Source organism: Pseudoalteromonas sp. GCY (genome assembly GCF_016695175.1).
GTDB lineage: Bacteria > Pseudomonadota > Gammaproteobacteria > Enterobacterales > Alteromonadaceae > Pseudoalteromonas.
Genome location: NZ_CP068023.1, coordinates 964,488 through 981,091 on the forward strand (window position 1 = coordinate 964,488; position 16,604 = coordinate 981,091).

General features: G+C 38.4%; 16 protein-coding genes and 1 pseudogene. 11 read left to right on the plus strand and 6 right to left on the minus strand.

What is annotated here, in order from left to right:
* Positions 1 to 94: 94 nt before the first annotated feature.
* The 6 genes from JJQ94_RS09440 to JJQ94_RS09465 all read left to right on the plus strand — a co-directional run bounded on the left by JJQ94_RS09440 (position 95) and on the right by JJQ94_RS09465 (position 7,886).
* A complete protein-coding gene (locus JJQ94_RS09440; RefSeq protein WP_141557624.1) occupies positions 95 to 439 on the plus strand; it encodes a hypothetical protein in 345 nt (114 codons plus the stop codon).
* Positions 427 to 2,382 carry a hypothetical protein gene (locus JJQ94_RS09445; RefSeq protein WP_099031221.1) on the plus strand — a complete coding sequence of 652 codons (1,956 nt, stop codon included), beginning with the start codon at positions 427 to 429 and terminating at the stop codon, positions 2,380 to 2,382. The genes JJQ94_RS09440 and JJQ94_RS09445 overlap by 13 nt, the downstream gene beginning before the upstream one ends.
* 847 nt (positions 2,383 to 3,229) lie before the next feature.
* A complete protein-coding gene (locus JJQ94_RS09450) occupies positions 3,230 to 4,123 on the plus strand; it encodes a HamA C-terminal domain-containing protein (protein WP_099031222.1) in 894 nt (297 codons plus the stop codon).
* Positions 4,120 to 4,566: a hypothetical protein gene (locus JJQ94_RS09455; RefSeq protein ID WP_099031223.1), complete on the plus strand. Its 447-nt coding sequence runs from the start codon at positions 4,120 to 4,122 to the stop codon at positions 4,564 to 4,566. The genes JJQ94_RS09450 and JJQ94_RS09455 overlap by 4 nt, the downstream gene beginning before the upstream one ends.
* A 63-nt stretch (positions 4,567 to 4,629) precedes the next feature.
* A protein-coding gene (locus tag JJQ94_RS09460; RefSeq protein WP_201435417.1) for an IS3 family transposase occupies positions 4,630 to 5,810 on the plus strand; the annotation gives its coding sequence in 2 pieces (ribosomal slippage) (positions 4,630 to 4,888 and positions 4,888 to 5,810; 1,182 coding nt in all).
* Positions 5,811 to 5,840: 30 nt separating this feature from the next.
* Positions 5,841 to 7,886: a DEAD/DEAH box helicase gene (locus JJQ94_RS09465; protein WP_141557635.1), complete on the plus strand. Its 2,046-nt coding sequence runs from the start codon at positions 5,841 to 5,843 to the stop codon at positions 7,884 to 7,886.
* 60 nt (positions 7,887 to 7,946) lie between these two features.
* Here the strand turns inward: JJQ94_RS09465 and JJQ94_RS09470 are convergent, their stop codons facing one another.
* Positions 7,947 to 8,837, minus strand: a complete 891-nt coding sequence (locus tag JJQ94_RS09470) for a DUF6731 family protein (RefSeq protein ID WP_099031993.1) — start codon at positions 8,835 to 8,837, stop codon at positions 7,947 to 7,949.
* 252 nt (positions 8,838 to 9,089) lie between these two features.
* On the opposite strand from JJQ94_RS09470, the pseudogene JJQ94_RS09475 reads away from it, so the two are divergent.
* The 3 genes and pseudogenes from JJQ94_RS09475 to JJQ94_RS09485 form a co-directional block, all read left to right on the plus strand.
* Positions 9,090 to 9,240 (plus strand): annotated as a pseudogene (locus JJQ94_RS09475) (IS110-like element ISSod21 family transposase); the annotation flags it as partial.
* 575 nt (positions 9,241 to 9,815) lie between these two features.
* Positions 9,816 to 10,235 carry a 5'-nucleotidase gene (locus tag JJQ94_RS09480; protein ID WP_236596570.1) on the plus strand — a complete coding sequence of 140 codons (420 nt, stop codon included), beginning with the start codon at positions 9,816 to 9,818 and terminating at the stop codon, positions 10,233 to 10,235.
* Complete coding sequence (locus JJQ94_RS09485) at positions 10,235 to 10,945, plus strand: amino acid adenylation (RefSeq protein WP_201435454.1); 711 nt, start codon at positions 10,235 to 10,237, stop codon at positions 10,943 to 10,945. The genes JJQ94_RS09480 and JJQ94_RS09485 overlap by 1 nt, the downstream gene beginning before the upstream one ends.
* A gap of 335 nt (positions 10,946 to 11,280) precedes the next feature.
* Here JJQ94_RS09485 and JJQ94_RS09490 read toward each other — a convergent pair whose 3' ends face one another.
* From JJQ94_RS09490 to JJQ94_RS09500, 3 genes are all read right to left on the minus strand, one after another.
* Complete coding sequence (locus JJQ94_RS09490; protein ID WP_099031992.1) at positions 11,281 to 11,580, minus strand: type II toxin-antitoxin system RelE/ParE family toxin; 300 nt, start codon at positions 11,578 to 11,580, stop codon at positions 11,281 to 11,283.
* Between the two features lie 8 nt (positions 11,581 to 11,588).
* Positions 11,589 to 11,831, minus strand: a complete 243-nt coding sequence (locus tag JJQ94_RS09495) for a type II toxin-antitoxin system Phd/YefM family antitoxin (protein WP_099031991.1) — start codon at positions 11,829 to 11,831, stop codon at positions 11,589 to 11,591.
* Positions 11,832 to 12,881: 1,050 nt separating this feature from the next.
* A complete protein-coding gene (locus JJQ94_RS09500) occupies positions 12,882 to 13,196 on the minus strand; it encodes a hypothetical protein (protein WP_069021488.1) in 315 nt (104 codons plus the stop codon).
* Positions 13,197 to 13,619: 423 nt separating this feature from the next.
* On the opposite strand from JJQ94_RS09500, the gene JJQ94_RS09505 reads away from it, so the two are divergent.
* Both JJQ94_RS09505 and JJQ94_RS09510 read left to right on the plus strand, forming a co-directional pair.
* Entirely contained in the window at positions 13,620 to 14,057 is a 438-nt protein-coding gene (locus JJQ94_RS09505) for an acyl-CoA thioesterase (protein WP_010607300.1), read from the plus strand.
* A 417-nt stretch (positions 14,058 to 14,474) separates the two neighbouring features.
* Positions 14,475 to 15,482 carry a fatty acid desaturase gene (locus tag JJQ94_RS09510; protein WP_099031990.1) on the plus strand — a complete coding sequence of 336 codons (1,008 nt, stop codon included), beginning with the start codon at positions 14,475 to 14,477 and terminating at the stop codon, positions 15,480 to 15,482.
* Positions 15,483 to 15,504: 22 nt separating this feature from the next.
* Here the strand turns inward: JJQ94_RS09510 and JJQ94_RS09515 are convergent, their stop codons facing one another.
* Both JJQ94_RS09515 and JJQ94_RS09520 read right to left on the minus strand, forming a co-directional pair.
* Complete coding sequence (locus JJQ94_RS09515; protein ID WP_099031989.1) at positions 15,505 to 16,008, minus strand: RNA methyltransferase; 504 nt, start codon at positions 16,006 to 16,008, stop codon at positions 15,505 to 15,507.
* 165 nt (positions 16,009 to 16,173) lie between these two features.
* Complete coding sequence (locus JJQ94_RS09520) at positions 16,174 to 16,488, minus strand: DUF6172 family protein (RefSeq protein ID WP_010370561.1); 315 nt, start codon at positions 16,486 to 16,488, stop codon at positions 16,174 to 16,176.
* Positions 16,489 to 16,604 lie beyond the last annotated feature (116 nt).

Here is a 16,604-nt window from a genome sequence, read left to right on the forward strand (position 1 = left end):
TCGATTAGGAAAAAGAAATGGCACCTATTTCAATGATAGTCGGAAGCTATTGTTCATAATCTTGCTATTAAGTGACACTAAAACATTTGACTCAATGATAAAATCAACAGAGTTTAGTGCTTCTAAACAAGAAAAAGAAATACTATATGAATCATATAAAGATGGGGTCACTCAAATAACTAGGTTTAATTCCCTTTTGATTACACTAGAAAAAAGGGGCTTAATCACGTTAAGGAAAAGTAAAAGCCTAGACACTTTAGATCTTACTTTAAACAAGGGTGAAATTCCTAAAGAGTTTTTTAGTAAAAAAGAGTTTGCCAATGAATATGAAAAGATAAAAAAGTTAAAATCATCTGTTGAGCGAATAACAGCCCTTTCCTTAGATACATTTATTGAAAGAGTTTATAAAAATAATGGTGTTAAAACATGGCATGTTTGAGAATAAATAAAATAAACTACTATGGAGATAAATATTATTTCGAGTCAGAAGAATTCGATACTAATATAGTACTCATAGAGGCTGACAATGGGACAGGAAAAACAACACTAAATAGCCTTATTTATTACTGTTTGGGAGGGAAAGTAACTCACTTTGATAGTAAATCAGATGAACCACACGAACAAATAGCATATGATAAAAACAATTATGCTGAATTATTTATCTCTATAAATAGTAAAAATTACTTACTACGTCGTCAAATCCAAAAAAATGAGATACTCGTAGCTGAGTATTTAGATAACGATGATGTATCTTTTTTTAGCCCTGAAGTGGTTGCTGACACAACCCAAATATACAGTATTTTTAGAGCTCCCAATAGTAACGATAACATTTTCTCTGATTGGATACTTGATGAGCTGGGCATCGACGTTGTTAGCTTAAGCCAAGGTAATAGTACTTTTAAATTCAATTTTTCTGATTTACTAAGGTTGATTTATCACAATCAGCTACCTGACCCAAGCGGTATCTATAAGCCTTTAGACAACAAAACGAACTTCTTAACTGATTCTGAATTGATCAGAAAGGCTATTTTTGAGCTTTTACTTGGTAATCAGTTCTCAGAGCTTTATACAGGAATAACAAAAGAGAGAGAGGCTGATAAAAAATATCAAGTTGCTAAGAATGTATCTGAAGAGTATAGAAAACTCGTAGATAATTTAAATGAGCTATCTGGAAATAATGATATTTTAAATGTCGATGCCATTAGAGGTGAACTGAATGAAAATGAGTCTCGTTTAAGTAAGCTACTCTCAAGAAGAGAGCAGATAACGAAACAATCGTTACCTGAACCTTTACAGACTACTCAAATCGACATATTAAAAAATGACATCTCGTTATTAGAGCAAGATATTATTGAAATGAAACGCTCAGAATATATTTTTTTAAAAGAGATCGTTGATTTAAAAGAACTAATAAAACAAAGAGATCAAGATATAAAGAATATTGAGAAAATAATCCACACACATAATAACCTCTCTCTATTTAACTCCAAGACTTGTCCTTATTGTTTAAAAGAAGTTGAAGTAGATGAAAATCACTGCATTTGTGGGAGTCCCGTTGATGAAATGAGGTTTGAGAGATTCACATATACATCAAATGAATATATAGATATTCTCAAATCTCGCGTTAAATCTAGAGAAACTATTGTCGTGGCTTACGAGGCATGTATTTCCGATCTGAACGAACTAAAACATAAAGTCAGGGATTCTGAAGAAAAAGCACATGAAATGAAAACCCTCCTTAATGACAAAATCGAATCTTCAGGACAGATTTCACCCTCATCAAATCTAGAAGAAATAGATTCTTTCATTTTCGAGTTGAAAGACGATATTTCTAAATTAAACCACAGGCTTACTATGGAGGAAAAACTTCTAGAACTGATCAAAAAATCTGATGAACTTAAGGAAAAATTTGATAGTGCTGCGTCTAATAGAAAGCTCCATGAATCAAAAGCTGAGCTTGATATGCAAGAGAAACTAAAACAATTTAACAGTGTATACAACGAGCTAATGACTGAATCTTTGGACGAGTGTAGAACAGCAAAAATTAGCTCTGAGAACTATATGCCAATCATTAATGGAGGGTCTTACAAAGAGGCCAGCTCCAAAGTTTCTGTTAGATTAATGTACTACTTAACGTTGTTAAAAATGTCATTGAGTGACTCCTCGATAACATTTCCTAGATTCTTACTCGTTGATACACCGGAAACAGCCGGAATTGAAGAGGATAATCTTTTGGCATGTTTAGAACAATTTAAAGGATTAAAGGGTTCATATCAGATAATTCTATCAACAGGTCTAGGAAAATATCCGAAAGAGTTTATTAAATATAGAAAGCTCTACCTACCTGATAAGAAAACAAAACTGTTAAAACTACGTGGGTAGTTTCAATCAAGATTTTACTAATGAAAGTAATAAAGCTGGAAGACGATAATAAAAATCCTTAGAAATTCGTGCGTTACTCACAGTAGAAATACGTCTACGGCTAAATCGTCTTATGTACATTGTTAATTTAGCAAGTTAGCTAAAATGAAATTATTTAGAAAAACGCTAGATAAAAGCTGAGTTCCTTTAAAACTCTTTAAGCTACCACGCTTGGTTGAGTGATATTGAAAGCGGTCGAGGTGACTTTATTAAGTTTTATGAAGAGTAAGGCTATTTAATTGTCACAAACTTTATTGAAGAGATAATGGTATCATTGTTGAGAATTGATCACAGCAGTCACAACCTTTATTAACTTTAACATGAGCAGAGCTAAAGAAAAGTCTGAAGCTATTGTCACAAATTTCATTACCAGTCATCAGGTTTTGATAACTACAATTGAAGTTGGAAACTAGTTGAGTAGTTCATAAAAAGCGAGTGTTGCGAAAGTGACACTCGCTTTTTTTATTTCCTAAATAAATTCGCTAATTCAGTTAGCAATTGAGCTTATGTGTTTCATGTAAAGGTTCATGCGGCATATACGTAGGGTTGGTTGTTATGAAGATGGAAGTTCATGCTTGCCTGCATGAGATTCGCATCTAACCTTTACCATTTTATCTCTGCTGCAACTTGAAAAGTGTTGAAGTATCTGGTTTATTCTTGTTGTAGTGGCAGAGTGGCTTCGGAAAGATCGGCACTGCGAATCAGTTACATCTGGTTTATATTTGCTTTTGTGTGTAATTTAATATTGGAAAGTGTGTTGGCATGCTCTTATTAAGAGCAGCTTGAAAATGGAATGTGAAGAAAAGTTATGGACCAGCGATTAGTACCTCAATTAAAAAATTCTGATGAAATAAAAAATGTTTTGAGGCAGGTAGAAGTTAGTTTTCAACTCAGTGATGGTAGGAAGGTAGAAACCCTCCTAATATACCTACTACCCGATGCAGAAGGTAATTCCCTTAATGATTTTTTCACAGTAATTAAAAACGGCATAATGGCAAATTTCGTATTTTCATGTACGGAAGTCGAGAAGAAGTTAGGTATCAATATCCCCGATGCTGCTTCTAAATTGTTTGAAAAGGCCATACGAAAAATTAGCCAACACACCGCTCATGGTGAACTTGGTGAACTGATATTATTCACATTGCTCGATGTATATTTAGAAGCTCCAAAACTTCTAAGTAAAATTTCCACAAAAACCAGTAGACGTATGCCTGTGTTCGGTGCCGATGCAGTTCATGGTCAGTTCTATGATGGTAAATTTCGATTGATGTTGGGGGAGTCAAAGTTACATCAGGATTTTAACTCGGCCGCAACAAAAGCTACAGAGTCAATAAAGTCTGCCAAAGATACATATCAATCAGAGTTTGATTTGCTAGATAGCAATATGGATTTTCCAAATATGGACTCAGATTTGGAAAATTATTTACTCGAAATCCTCGACCCGTTTTCCAATATTGATTTAGACGAAGTGCTTCACTCGCCATGTTTTATTGGATTTTCAAATCCAGATTTGCTCAAGATTAATGGGGATGATTTTGAGAAAAGTTACGTTGAGATCGCTTGCCAGCATGTTGGTAATTATTTTGGAAAAATCGAAAAGCAAGGAATCACTATCGATAAGACGATGCTGATTCTTTTACCTTTTGATTCGGTTCCTGATTTGGTTACTAATTTCATTAAATATATGGATATTAAAAAATGAGTGATTTTGTAAAAAAACTCTCGTTGAAAGCCATAGCCAGTAAGGGCTATCGAACTGCAAGTGACAAACTATTTAGTTCATATATATACAAACTCGTTGGACAAGATTCAGATTTGGACAGAAGTCTGCTAAAGCAATTGGTAAGCGTTGCACAGTTTTTATATAAAGTAGATGATCCGAAGTTTCGCAAGGAAGGGGCGGCAATTTTATCAATGCTCATTGAAGTATGTGGTGATTCCTATCCCGAAATAATCGGTATCGCCAATAAAGTTTTTTCAAGCGTTGGTGACTTCCCGAACCTAAAGCTGATTGAGAAGAAATATCCTGAGTTAACTTTCAACTATCACTTCTATTCAGAAGCAGAAATGGACTTCAGGAAAGAGCTCAATACTGTACCAGAACTTGATTTTCCTTTGACTGATTTTCAACGTGTAGTGGCATAGTTAATTTGGCCACCCATTAAGAAAGAAATGTTATGCTATTTGCATACAAATTTGGGTGAAAAAATGACGAAATTAAAACGCGCAACGTATTCTGCTGCAATCAAATTAGAAACAGCTCAGCTTGTAGTTGATCAAGGCTACACGCAAGAAGATGCAGCCAAAGCTATGGGGGTTGGTAAATCAACTGTAAGTAAGTGGGTAACTCAATTAAAGCAAGAACGGAATGGCCAGTCCCCATTAGCTTCACCAATGACACCCGAACAAATTGAAATCCGCGAACTTAAAAAGCAAATCCAACGTATTGAATTAGAAAAGGATATATTAAAAAAGGCTACCGCTCTCTTGATGTCAGACTCCCTGAACAATTCTCGTTAATTGAGAAATTAAATCAACGAGAGCGTTACCCAATTAGCGTGTTGTGTAGCGTATTCAATGTGCATCGCAGCAGCTATAAATATTGGGCCATACGGGATACAACGCCAACACCAGAGCAAATAAGGCTAGAAGCTGAAGTTAAAGCCATACATGCAATGAGCGGCGGTTCAGCTGGGGCACGGACAATCGCAGCAATCGCAACGAATAACGATTTTGAATTAAGCCGTTATCGCGCCGCTAAGCTAATGGTTAAACTAAAACTAGAGAGCTGCCAAGTACCACAACATCAATATAAAAGGGGTGGTAATGAGCATCTTGAAATCCCAAATTTGCTAGATAGGCAGTTTGATGTTGTTGAGCCGAATACGGTGTGGTGCGGTGATGTGACGTATATTTGGACAGGCAATCGCTGGGCCTATTTAGCGGTCGTTGTTGATTTATTTGCACGTAAAGTCGTTGGTTGGGCAATGTCGTTGTCGCCAGATACTAACTTAACGCTAAAAGCGCTTGAACTCGCGTATGAAAGCAGAGGTAAACCAAGTGGATTGATGTTTCACTCAGACCAAGGAAGCCATTATACAAGCTTGAAGTACCGCCAACGTTTATGGCGCTATAAAATTACACAAAGTATGAGCAGGCGCGGAAATTGTTGGGATAATGCGCCAATGGAGCGATTTTTTAGAAGCTTTAAAACGGAGTGGATGCCAAAGGTTGGATACGAAAACTTTAAAGATGCTAAATATGGTGTGAGTGATTATATCAACGGATATTATAACAACGTTAGGCCTCATCATTATAATGCTGGTTTAGCGCCAAATGAATCTGAGGTTAGATACCAAGATTCTAAAACTGTGGCCAAAATTAGTTGACCACTACAACGAATGCTGTGGGCTGATCTAATGTCTGAAGAAGACATTATTACCGTCGCACCCACCTCCGCTGGTAAAACTCATATTATTCTCAGTTATCTTGTAAGGCGATTGAAAGATTCCGAAGGTGCATTTGCTGCAATCATTGTCCCTACAAGAGCGCTTATTTCCGAAGTGGCAACAAAACTATATGAAATTGCAACAGAACAGAAGTTTGAAAAAGAAATAGAGATTTGTACGGTTCCTCATGACAAAGGATATGGTGACAAGACATTCTTTGTTATGACACAGGAACGTCTTTTTGATGTACTTCAAAGCGGCGACATATCGTTTAACTTTTTGTTTATCGATGAAGCACACAACATTACTGATGAAAGCCGAGGTGTTTTATTACATTTGACAATCGAGAAGCTTCTTGAGGATAGCCTACCACAAGTAATTGTCAGTATGCCTTCTCCTAGTTATCAAGATTCCTTTTCTACAATATTCGAGGATATCCAGTTTAAAAAGGAAATTACTGCATTCTCTCCTGTTGCCAAAATCGTAATAGACGTAAAACCCGAAGGCAGAAATCTTAGGATTAAGCGACAGAATTCTGAGAATGAATTAACCATAAGCAAAGGATTTACTGGCAGCCATTTCGCAGACATTGTATTTAAGCTTGGTCAAGGAAACAGTAATATTATTTATCGGAACCAGACTCATCTTTGTGAAAATTTTGCTAAAGCGATCGCTGAAAAAATTGTCGATTTTGATGTAAGTGGTGAGCTTGAAGAAGCTGCTGACTACGTTGAAGAGTTTATACATAAGGAATTCACGCTCGCAGAAAACTTACGTAAGGGGGTTGCCTTTCACTATGGACCTTTGCCCAGTTCATTACGAGTGATGATAGAGAATCTGGTTAAAGAAGATCGGATTAAGTTTGTTGCGTGTACAAGCACATTAGCAGAAGGTGTTAATTTACCAGCCAAGAATTTATTCTTAAAAAATCCGCTTAGAATCATTAGAGGCAAGCCGTCAGAACGGCTAGAAGATGTAAAAATTAATAACATTACGGGTAGAGCTGGGAGAATGTTAGAACACTTCGCTGGTAATATTTTTGTCGTTGAGCCTGATACTTGGAAAGTAGATGATTACTTTGACGAAGAACCAGATCAAGAAGAAAAAATCCCCACCTACTTTAAATCCCTAAACGAGGAACTTGGTTCCGTAATTTTGGCTTTGAATGGTAACTATCCGCATGATGGTGAGGATCATTACAAATTCTATTCAATTGCAAATAAGTTAATTAAGGAAATTTATTCTGGGAAATTATCCAGAACGATAGATGCGCCTGAACTGAACTTAAGTCAGGTTAGCAAACAGTTTTTAATAGATAATGTAAGCCGAGCCTATAACAGTTTGCAGGTTGCACCGTTTACGCTCGAAGCTAACCCTACAATCGGTTATATCCAGCAAGATAAACTATTCAAATTTTTAAATGAAAATGGTGATTTAAAGGAGTGGACACTGCCACATCCTAAGTCGACTAATTTGTATGAAATATTACTAAGGGTTTGCGAAAAGCTCACGTTGTTTGGCGTGTATACCCCCACTGGCGATTATCAACTGACTTATATTTGTTTAATCACCAAAAAGTGGATTCAAGGGGATAGCCTTAAAAGCATTATTACAGAACAAATCAATTGGTTAAGAGATAATGCTGAGGATAATGAAGTTAATCCAAATAAAGCGGTAAGGGACGTAATAAAAGTTATAAATAATGACATTAGGTTCAGACTTGCGAATGCCTTGAGATGTTATCAGGTGCTGTTAAGCAATGTCTTAGCGCTTAAGAATCTCGAAATTTCTAATACCAAACTTCACTCTTATATTGAAATTGGTGCTTGTGACGACAGAATGATTTCTCTAATAAATATGGGGTTGTCTAGAGAAGCTTCAAAGGAGGTGAATGATAAATTGCCGTTTAATATTAGAGCAGGATCTCTCAATGAATTGCTTGAAATACTTGAAAGAGGCCTGTTGGATAGGATACATCCTATAACCAGAAAGGAACTGAGATCAATGGCGAAGTAAAAGAGGCTTGCATTGCAAGCCTCAGGTCATAGGACTTAAGAAGTTACTAGAGTTCTTAATTCATTTTATGATGTGCTTTTTGGTGCTGGAATTTGAACTGTAATTCATTAAAGCATCATCCAAAACATTATGTGCAATTACTTCATCTATATACTTGTGGCGAGTAGAAATTTCTGTTTTGAAATTAAAAAAAGCATTTCCGAAGTCTAAATGAACACTAGAACCATCAGAATTTTTACCTTTTACTTTCAAGACTGTACAGTCGTCGTGATTGGACAAATAATTCACTATTTCAATGACGTTTTCTTTTGAAATACCACTTTTCTCATGTTCATCAAGTGACAAATCTAGGGCTAACTGCATGTTGCCTTCTAGATAAGGGGCGCTGCTTAGATCTTTTATCAGCTGAGGAGCATCGTCAGAAACGTCAGACAGTGATGAGGAACCAATTTTGAAATGAAGGCTACTGTAATCAGTTATCTCAATTAATTTTGAAAACTCTTTTTCTTTTGGAATTAATTCAAGTTTGATTTTTTTCGAGCGATTGTTACTAAACAGTTCAAGTAGGGAAGTACCAACGCTTTTCAAACTTACACTTGGTCCAGATGTGAACCCAATTACTATTTTCAATTTGGGAACAATAGAAAAAAAGTAAGGGTCGCCAATAATGCCTTGGTTGATTTCAATAGATGATATTTTTCCATCACTGGTAGCTTTTGTTTGCCAAGTGTTTCTTTCTCGCACTACAGTCAACGGATAGACTTGTTCATCGGAGCATATTTTGGATGGGGAAGCTTTTATTAGATGCTTCTTATTTCTGATGCTAATGATCCGAGTGTTATTATCGTTCGCTAAATTGGCTAGATAATTGGATGTAAGCTCATTAAAAAAGGAGTCTTCTACATCAATAGAGAAGAATCTCACTGTAATACTTTTTTTAAGCTTATTCATATCCGTCCATAACTAATAGTATTGATAATTCCATTTTAAGATTTTGCCTCTAACTATGCCATATGGCAACAGATACGTCAATAAAGTATATGTATATAAAAACAGTGTTTTGGTGTTCTGTTTCTAGTCCGTTCCTACTTGCTCTAGCGCTATATATGGGAGCTGACATGGATTCAAGGCTTTGATGTTGTGGACGCACCACCTTTTTAGCGTAGCTGTATCAAATTATAAGGTACGGTCAGAGTGGGAGTAATGAACGTGTCTATCAAATTAGTTGGTATTGATTTAGCAAAAATTATTTTTAAGTATCTTATTGAGTACCTCTGGAACGATTTTATCCAATCGGAAAGTAAACCAAGGTTCTCTTCTTGATACCATCCGTCAACTTCCTGAAAAGACCAGTTGAATTTTTATATGACGCATGAGGATTGAAAGTTGGTTTGGCTTTACACGATAATTTTTTGTTAAATTGCAGCATTAATATACTCTTTCTAAATACCTTATTCTTTCTGGTTATATATATACTATATTTAAATATAAGCGGCTGTTAATAATTGTTTTTCAAGTCTTTGATTTTACAAAAGCTCAAAAATTGACCACTTTAAATTATTAGTGCCTACTAATAAAATCCTTTAATTATCAGTATATTATGTTTGTTGATGTAATTTGAACGTTCGACTATCTTCCTCTTTTTTTACTATTCAAAGAGGAAATCTAGATGAAAAAAGTTACTCAACCTATCATCACAGATAAAGAGCGAAGTCGCATTGCTCGATATTATGCAAAAGTCAAAAAAGAGGGATATCGCCCCTGGATCACTGTTCGACAATCTCACACGATCGGGCAAGGGCAGATCATATACAGTCACAAAACCAAACGCGCTCATCACTTTCTGAGCCGTGGAGAACTTCAGGCATTTTTTCACTTTGAAGCAAACAAACGAGTGATGCAGTATTATTTTCTGACGAAAGTGAGTTGGTGTATAAAACTCAAGGTATGGCAGCTTTTCATGCTCAAGAAGATGAAAAACAAGATATTCCCATGCAAGATGGGCCGTACGCCAATTTGTTAAGAAAATTGTCAAAACTGCAAGACAGACTTCCGATAAGAGTTGAGTATTCGCCTATTCGGATCGCTATTGTTACTGCCAGAAATAGCCCATCCGAAATGCGCGTAATCAAAACGCTGCGGGAGTGGGGTGTTTATGTTGATGAAGCGTTCTTTTTAGGTGGGGTAAGTAAAGATAAAGTATTAAAAGCCTTTAACCCTCACATATTTTTTGATGATCAAGACGTGCATTTGGAGGCGGCTGCTAATATAGTGCCTTCAGGTAAGGTTCCTTACCTCAGTAGTTCAGAAATGGCGGTAAAACAGCCTAAAGCGGAAAAGAAGGTCTGATGAAGTTACTATTCTCTGCCAGTAATGCATTAAATAAATGGCTTAAAACCGATCTGCCGAGATTACCAACGCGTGAAGGTAAACAAGCGGGCGTTAATACATTGAAATCAGATAGCACAGCTATGTGCTGGCAAGCTCATGTGATTGATAATCGATACAAGTCATATGAAAAGACCATTATTGTTTGTGAAGCCAATAGTCGCTTTGTCTTCTTTATACCAGTTATTGTACGACTAACTGTTGATGAGTTAACTAAGTTACTCACTATGGAGTGGCAGGCAATGTTGGCGGAAACATTGGAAAGCTATCAAAGCGCTGATGGAAGAATGCCTAGAAGTGAAATAGCCTTGTTGTTGAGTGAGTTATCAGACATAACATTTAACGTTGAGTGGGTTAAAAATACTGATTTAAGTATAAATGGGCATATTTGCGATGCAGGGATTTGGGTTGAACAAATTTTAAGAGAGCAAGGTGCATCCCAGTTATCAGCCCGGCAAGCGACTGAATTAGCTATTTACCTAAACACGTCCGTAAAACGAATAACAAACAAAGAAACTAAGCGTAAAGAGAAGGTTATTCCGATAAATAAGCTACTGGCCTATTGCCAAGCTTTGGTTAAAAGTGAGTGCCTTGGGGATGTGAACGAAGTTGCGTCACATGATGCTTGTGACTTATCCAACGTAGTGTATTTAAAGCATTATAGAAAGTAGAGTTGCTTATCAAAAGGTAAAATTGCAGGTTGGATTTGAACAACATATCGCGACATAAAGTCGCTGCTACGAACTGTTTGTGCCGCTGGTAACCATCAAAAGATCGCGGCGTGAAGCCGCTCCTACTCGATCAACTTCAGCTCGGTGTAGAATAGATTAGTCCGTTGTTTGTCGTCGGCAAGGCGATATAAAGGTAAAATTGAAGGCCGGATTCAAAAAACAAGTCGCGACATAAAGTCGTAGCTACAAATTGTTCGTAGCCGCTGGCAAGCATCTGAAGATCGCGGCGTGAAGCCGCTCCTACTCGATTTGTTTGTCGTTATAAAGGAGGGGAATTATTTCAAGTGATTCTGGGGGAGCTGAGATTGACTCAGAACAGCTACTATCAGAATAAAACCATCTTCTTTGGTAAAGTAGGCCGTGTGCTTAGCAACAGGGAAATAGAAGCCATTTGGGTATAACTCATCACAGCTTTTACCAACTGCTGGATTGTCAGCAAGCATTTGAAAAGCAGTGAGTAGGTTGTCTCTGTAGCTATTCCATTGTGATTCGGAAAAGTGTGTGACGGTGTAGCTTTTAATTTTGCGCAAATGGCTTTGTGCCAATTTGCCAAGCTTATATTTGTTCGATTGCATATTTTAGGTTACAGACTTTTCAAGAATGTTTCGCCATCAACTGCATCACCTTGTGCTAAGTCCTCTTTTGCAGCTTCAAAGCAATGTTTAATGTATTCAGCCTTCATTGCTTCAAGTTCTTCGTAGTCTTTAATAGACATAACGACGACAGCATCTTTACTGTTTTTGCTAATTTTAATAGGCTCGCGTTGAGCATTTAGAAGTAGTTCGCCAAAATTACGTTTGGCATCATTCGCTGTTAATGTATGCATGTTAGAGCTCCAAGCTTGGGTTGTTGGTAAGAGTATAGCTTTTTGTGCTAAATGTTCAATTTAATTAAATCGTGCGATTTGTGTTTAATTTAAGCGCTCTTATTTATCGTCGGCAAGATGATATAAAGGTAAAGTTGAAGGCTGGGTTCACAAAACAAGTCGCGACATAAAGTCGCTGCTACAAACAGTTCGTAGCCGCTGGCAAGCATCTAAAGATCGCGGCGTGAAGCCGCTCCTACTCGGTTTAGTTAAAATAGAAGAGCCAAGGGTTTGTAGGTCGCGCTTTAGCGCGACTTAGCAAATATTGAAAAGCCGCCCTTTGTAAAAAGGGCGGCTTTTTTGTGGGTGTGGATTTGGTGAAGACACGTATTTGGCTCTTTTCTTGGCTTGTGGGAGCGGCTTCACGCCGCGATCTCTTATAACGACGAATAACTACGACTTCACACAAAATCTCTGCGTAGGTCGCCATTTATGGCGACAAATAATGTGCCTATTTGGTTTTTCCTTGCCGGCGAAGCGACATGAGGTAAAGTTGAAGGCTGGACTCAAAAAACAAATCGCGACATAAAGTCGCTGCTACAAACAGTTCGTAGCCGCTGGCAAGCATCTAAAGATCGCGGCGTGAAGCCGCTCCTACTCGGTTTAGTTAAAATAGAAGAGCCAAGGGTTTGTAGGTCGCGCTTTAGCGCGACTTAGCAAATATTGAAAAGCCGCCCTTTGCAAAAAGGGCGGCTTTTTTGTGGGTGTGGATTTGGTGAAGACACGTATTTGGCTCTTTTCTTGGCTTGTGGGAGCGGCTTCACGCCGCGATCTCTTATAACGACGAATAACTACGACTTCACACAAAATCTCTGCGTAGGTCGCCATTTATGGCGACAAATAATGTGCCTATTTGGTTTTTCCTTGCCGGCGAAGCGACATGAGGTAAAGTTGAAGGCTGGACTCAAAAACAAGTCGCGACATAAAGTCGCTGCTACAAACAGTTCGTAGCCGCTGGCAAGCATCTAAAGATCGCGGCGTGAAGCCGCTCCTACTCGTGCATTTACCGCCTTAATGGACGGTAATAGGGAGATCGTTTACCACTAACGATTGGCCATTTTGCTGAGCTCGAAGAAAACTGGATACCAAAACATCGTTGGATAGGGTGCTGATGTCGTTAACGGTTTCGACCATGCAAAACGTAATGGACTCCCAACCTAGATCTTTAATAAAGGCCTCAAGTTTATTGATGTTATCTTCATAGTTTTCGTCTGTGGTTAGCAGGCCGATGGAGTGTTTATTGCCGAGTTTGTATTTCCCTTGCTGAGTGATGGCGCATTTGGCGTAACCGCTCAACACATAAACTGTATTTGTGCTTTTGTTCATATTAGTGACATGCTTAAGTTTAATTCTGATTTTGGTTTCAGATGCATTTTTTAAACCAAGCTTGTAAATATTGCTCCGCTGTTTGGTTATGTATTGAAAGTATTGAGAAAATTCATTGTGTATTTATCTTGGTTGTTGATCCCATAAAAGGCGTCAATTTTTTGTGAGATTGAATGACAGGGATAGCGCTTGAATTGTGTTTGTATCTAACGTTGCGCTAGTTTCGCTGAAATCAAAGGAAGTGGGTGTATTATTTGTCGCCATAAATGGCGACCTACGCGGGGTGGCGTAAGGTTGCACTGCGAAATACTGGATTTGCTTTCCTTATCCTTGCAAGTTGTCTTTAAACTATCTCGTTAACCTTGTTGCTGGTACGATGAGTTGTTACTCTCGAGTTCAATAAACAAAATTAAAGGTAACATCATGCAGGAATTTTTAGAAAAGTTTGCAATCACCACCAAAGTGAATGTGGTATGGGGAGAAATGGATGCGTTGGGGCATGTGAATAACGTGTCGTACTTTCGCTATTTTGAAACCGCGCGAATCGATTTTTTAACTCAAACGGGTTTACTTTCTGTATTATCAGAACCCACCCATAGTCCGGTTTTGCGTGATACTTACGCGCAATATAAAAGACCCGTTACTTTTCCCGATACCTTGTATATTGGCTCATATATTACCGATATCAAAGAAGACCGCTTTACCATGCGCTATGAGGCGTTTAGTGAATCACAACAAGCAGTATGCACAACGGGGTATGCGAATGTGGTGATGTTTAATATGAAAACAGGGAAAAAATCGCCAATACCAGAGAGTATGCTGGCTATATTGAAGCAATATGAGATGGACGATAACCAATAGAAGCGCGAAGTTTGGGTGTTTCGTTGTGTTGCTGTTTTAAAAACTGTCGCGGCATAAAGCCGCTGCTACGACAATGTGAGATGGACGATAATCAATAGAAGCGCGAAGTTTGGGTGTTTCGTTGTGTTGCTGTTTTAAAAACTGTCGCGGCATAAAGCCGCTGCTACGACAATATGAGATGAACAATCATCAATAGAAGCTCGGGGTTTGGGTGTTTCGTTGTGTCGCTGTTTTAAAAACTGTCGCGGCATAAAGCCGCTGCTACGGCAATGCGAGATGAACAATCATCAATAGAAGCGCGAAGTTTGGGTGTTTCGTTGTGTCGCTGTTTTAAAAACTGTCGCGGCATAAAGCCGCTGCTACGGTAATACAAGATTACGCTATGATTTTGATATCAAAAAGTGAGTAAAGGGACCAATGTCAATATTAACTGCGAGGCAGAATATAAAAGCGATAGTGACTGCGATCCAAGCTGAAGAGCAGTCGCTTAGAGCGCGTTATCCTATTTTAAATCAGCAAAATAGTATTGCTATGGTGATTTTGCTGTTGTCGTTAAGTGCGCTAATTGGCGTTGCGTCGCTTTACTATTTTGCCGTTATTCCTGTATGGCTGTGTATTATCTTGGCGGCTTTTATTACCTCTATTTCTCATGAACTTGAGCACGACTTGATCCACAAGCAGTATTTTAGTGACCGCCCGTTTGTACATCATTTTATGATGTTGACGGTGTGGCTAATGCGACCTAATACGGTAAATCCTTGGTATCGCAGACAAATTCATTTACATCACCATAAAGTGTCTGGCACTGAACAAGACTTAGAAGAACGCTTAGTGGGTAACGGCATTCAATCCCCTTGGTTGCGAGCAGTGGTTGTTACAGACGGATTGTTAGGCTTATTAATTAATGCCAAGCGTTTTGGTAAAGAAATCAAGGGTTTTACGTTTTTGCAGGTATTTAATGCTGGCTTTCCGCTTGCCACGGCTTATTTTATGACTTTATATGGTGTGATTGCTTACTACGTGCTGCAATTTGTTCAGCCATTTGAATTACCTAGATGGGGAGCTGAGTTATTAGCGGTTGCTGAGTTTTTAATGGTGGTGCTGATTGTGCCTAATATTATCCGTTCAGCTTCTTTAAACCTCGTCACATCTTCAATGCATTATTATGGTGGCGTGAGTAATGTGTTAGAGCAGACCCATGTGATCACCAGTCGCTGGTTTTTACCGTTTCAGTTATTTTCTTTTGATTTTGGCCGTACGCACACGATCCATCACTTTGTACCTAATCAACCGTTTTATATTCGACAATTGATAAGTAAAAAAATACGCACCGTTATGGCCCAGCATGGGGTGCGCTTTGATGACTTACAAAGCCTAAAACAGGCAAATCACTACCCGGTCAATGAGCGGGTTAGTCAAAAATAAAAAGATGTTTACAGCAAAAAAATTATCCAACCGTTAGGCGGTTATTGATATCACGGCTGGTGAGTATCTGACTAGCATCAAATCCCGTTGAGCGTTTTGCCATACGGTCGTATAACAACACGTTGACTGTCGCGGCTAGGTTCATGCAGCCTGTGGTTGGTACATACACCACGGCATCGGCGGCATCCACGATTTCTTGTGGAAGACTGCCATCTTCAGGGCCAAAAATGTATAACGCATTGTCGGGGTGAGCAAACTGTGGCAGTGGGGTTGCGCCTTCTACCAGCTCAACACAGACAAGCGCACGGCCAGCTACTTTTAAACTGGTGAAATCATCAACTTGCTTGATGGAAATGTTGTCGGCAACGTTTTTTGTATCCGTATGATACTTTGCAGCCCTTGCGTAACGATTGCCACTAAAGTAGATGGCTTGCGCATCATAACAACCTGCGGCCCGTAATACACCACCCACGTTGGTTGGTGATTTAGGGTTTACTAATCCGATTGCTACAAATGACTCGCTCATACTTTTTAATTCTCACTATACCGGCAGTAGCGCCAGCAAAAATTCGACGAACGATTATATCATGCGCGTGATTTTGTGCCAGTTGGTATTGTGGGGGAGAGCTGGTGTTGTCGAGCTAAAGCTGGTGATGTTGTCGAGCTAAAGCTCGACCTACAGGAGTTGGGCTTAGTAGTCTTCTAACTCATCGTCAGATAAATCGTTTGATTTTCTATAGCCTGGCTTTGCTAAAATCTCAACATAAAAGGAAGTGAGGTTTTCAGTTTGCGTTTTATCAATCAACTTGTTTAGTTGCGATAGGTGCACCGGCTCGGCTTCTGCTTCTGTGTTACCAAACTTACAATCAAAATCCCAATAATCAGCGCCCGCTGGCAAAGTTTTGTTGCGCTCGCGCTTGAGGTATTTTTTAAGCTCATGCTTAACCGCGTCAACGCGTCTTTCAAGTTTGATTTTAGGGTGAATTAGTTCAAATGTCTTTTTCATAGTTGCCTTCAAGCAAGAAATACTCAATCGGCAAAACAGTATGCCTGAGTAGATAATGTGTATTGATTTAAGCGTAAAGCTTACGCTTAAATCAATACAGGATTGTAATAGGATAT